Below are 1914 nucleotides of genomic sequence, written 5' to 3'. Positions count from 1 at the left end.
GGGAATCTGCACCGCTCCCCGCGCTGCAACCGTCAAGGTGTGTTCGGCGGACGCCTACCCTGCAGCTTGCGGGCCCAGTGGTGAGCGCTGGCGCAGGCCTCGATGCCGATCAGGCAGCGCGGCAGGTTCGCGAAGAAGGGCGAGACCTGGTCGCGCTTCAGCTGCTTGCGAAGCACAGCCTTGCCGCGCTCGTTGACCCCGTGAACCTGGAACACGTTCTTGGCCAGATCAAGGCCGATCGTCGTAATCTCCATGGTGGACGCTCCTTCCGATCGAGTGGTTGCTGACACTTCCACTGTGGCACTTCGATGCCGTCTACGGGTGGGGGCGTCCATCCCATTGCTTACGTTTGAAGCGTCCGATGGCCGGATTTAGTGCGACGGGCTGCAATCAGCCTATAGCGCCCGACCGCGTGGCACCGAAGTCGTCTCAAACGGCTTAGCGAGCAATATCGCAAGATGTCGCCGAGGCCGAGCCAGCGGTCAGCACCCACCAGAAGTCGTGGTCAGGAAACGCTGGAGTGCGCAAGTGCCTCTCGAACGCAACTATGTCTTTGGCCCCCGACGCGAAGGAGTTGAAAACAGGCTATCGAGCCATTCTTTGTCGTTGGACTGCAGCCACGACATCTCGTGGTGCAGTCTCCTCCACAGAACAGTTCGGGTCGGATGCTGTAGTTCGTGAAGGATGGTTTCGATCCTCTGGCGATACAGCGCTGTCCGCCCCTGGAGATCGTTCGGATCAAAGATCCTGAGTCTTGCTGGAAGGGCCTTCTCAAGCCACGTGCGGTCATTGCGGTTCAAAAACGTAACTACCTTTGGCAGGCGGTGCCATACCGCCTTCCGCCGGATCCCAGGCTCATTGGCGAGCAGCTTGCAGACTTGCGCGCGGTAAGTCGACAGGCGTTCATCAACGCTTAGGCCCGCCTTGGCCGGGGGTGGCATTAGTCGAGGTAGAACCAGCCGGAGCAACTCAGCGCCGGCCTCTTGACCAAGTTCAGCAAAAAGCGAGGCCCGAAGGGCGGCTACGGCTCGCCGCGCAGCCGACTTTGTCAGTCCAGCCGCCTGCGCGGCAGCGTATTGCGTGCCGCCGTTGGCTAGCAACTGAATGAATGTCGTATCAATCCCCCTTGCTGCAGCATGCCGCAGCACAACGGCACACTGAGAGTTTTCTTGGCTGAAAGCCATGTCGTTGTGCCGCTCTTTCACTGCGGACGCGGCTCTCTCTGAGAAAACCTTCGGGTGAATTTCTCGCATCACGTCAGCTGCCACCAATTGCAGCGTCAATGGACTGCTGACTAGCCCTGACGACAGCGCGTGCATCAGATCGTCAGACCTGAAGGTCAGACCAAGCTTGCTCCAGACTTGATCGACAGACTCGACCTCCCAGAGAGAGCAGAGTTTCTCAGTCAAGGCCTGCGCAGCGGTCCTCGAGGATTCGAACTGGTTCGCGAAAAAGAGTACTGCCTTAGACCAGCTTTCAGGTCGGTATGTGTTTTCTTGGTCTTGGAAAGCCTGGTCGGCGAGCTTGGCTAGCCGCGATTCGCCAGGCGTTGGTGGTCTCCGAGTCGAACTTTGTCCTTCTGCACCGCAATTCCAGCACCCCTCACCAGGGAGCCGAAACTTGTGACCGTCGTCAAGCGGCAAGCAACACCTCTTGCAGCGATCGATAAGCGGCTCTAGATGCATGTGGCAATGTCTGACAAACGGCAATTGGTGAACCAGGCGCCATGTGGTCGGTCTGCCATGCATTTCTTCTTCGGCTGCACATTGCCTGCACCAGCGAAGGCCTGTCCGTGTCGCAACGGGATCGTGCGTTCTTGTGTAGCGGACGCTGCCTTTTGCGCGCCCACTAGCTAGGGACAGTCTGCAAAACCCCTCGTCAATCCGACTGGCGCTGGGCGTGAGCGCGGGCGAC

General features: G+C 59.4%; 1 protein-coding gene and 2 pseudogenes. All 3 read right to left on the bottom strand.

Annotated elements, in window-relative coordinates; all coding sequences use genetic code 11:
* Positions 1-59: 59 nt before the first annotated feature.
* Positions 60-254, bottom strand: a pseudogene (locus ASD35_RS15685) (IS110 family transposase); the annotation flags it as partial.
* 291 nt (positions 255-545) lie between these two features.
* Complete coding sequence (locus tag ASD35_RS28120) at positions 546-1409, bottom strand: hypothetical protein (protein ID WP_235538365.1); 864 nt, start codon at positions 1407-1409, stop codon at positions 546-548.
* A 279-nt stretch (positions 1410-1688) separates the two neighbouring features.
* Positions 1689-1862 (bottom strand): annotated as a pseudogene (locus ASD35_RS28575) (TniQ family protein); the annotation flags it as partial.
* Between the last annotated feature and the right edge of the window lie 52 nt (positions 1863-1914).

It is taken from the genome of Pelomonas sp. Root1444, assembly GCF_001426885.1.
Classification (GTDB): domain Bacteria; phylum Pseudomonadota; class Gammaproteobacteria; order Burkholderiales; family Burkholderiaceae_C; genus Pelomonas.
The sequence above is the reverse complement of the archived record's forward strand: the minus strand, read 5'-3'. Positions and strand labels throughout refer to the sequence as shown.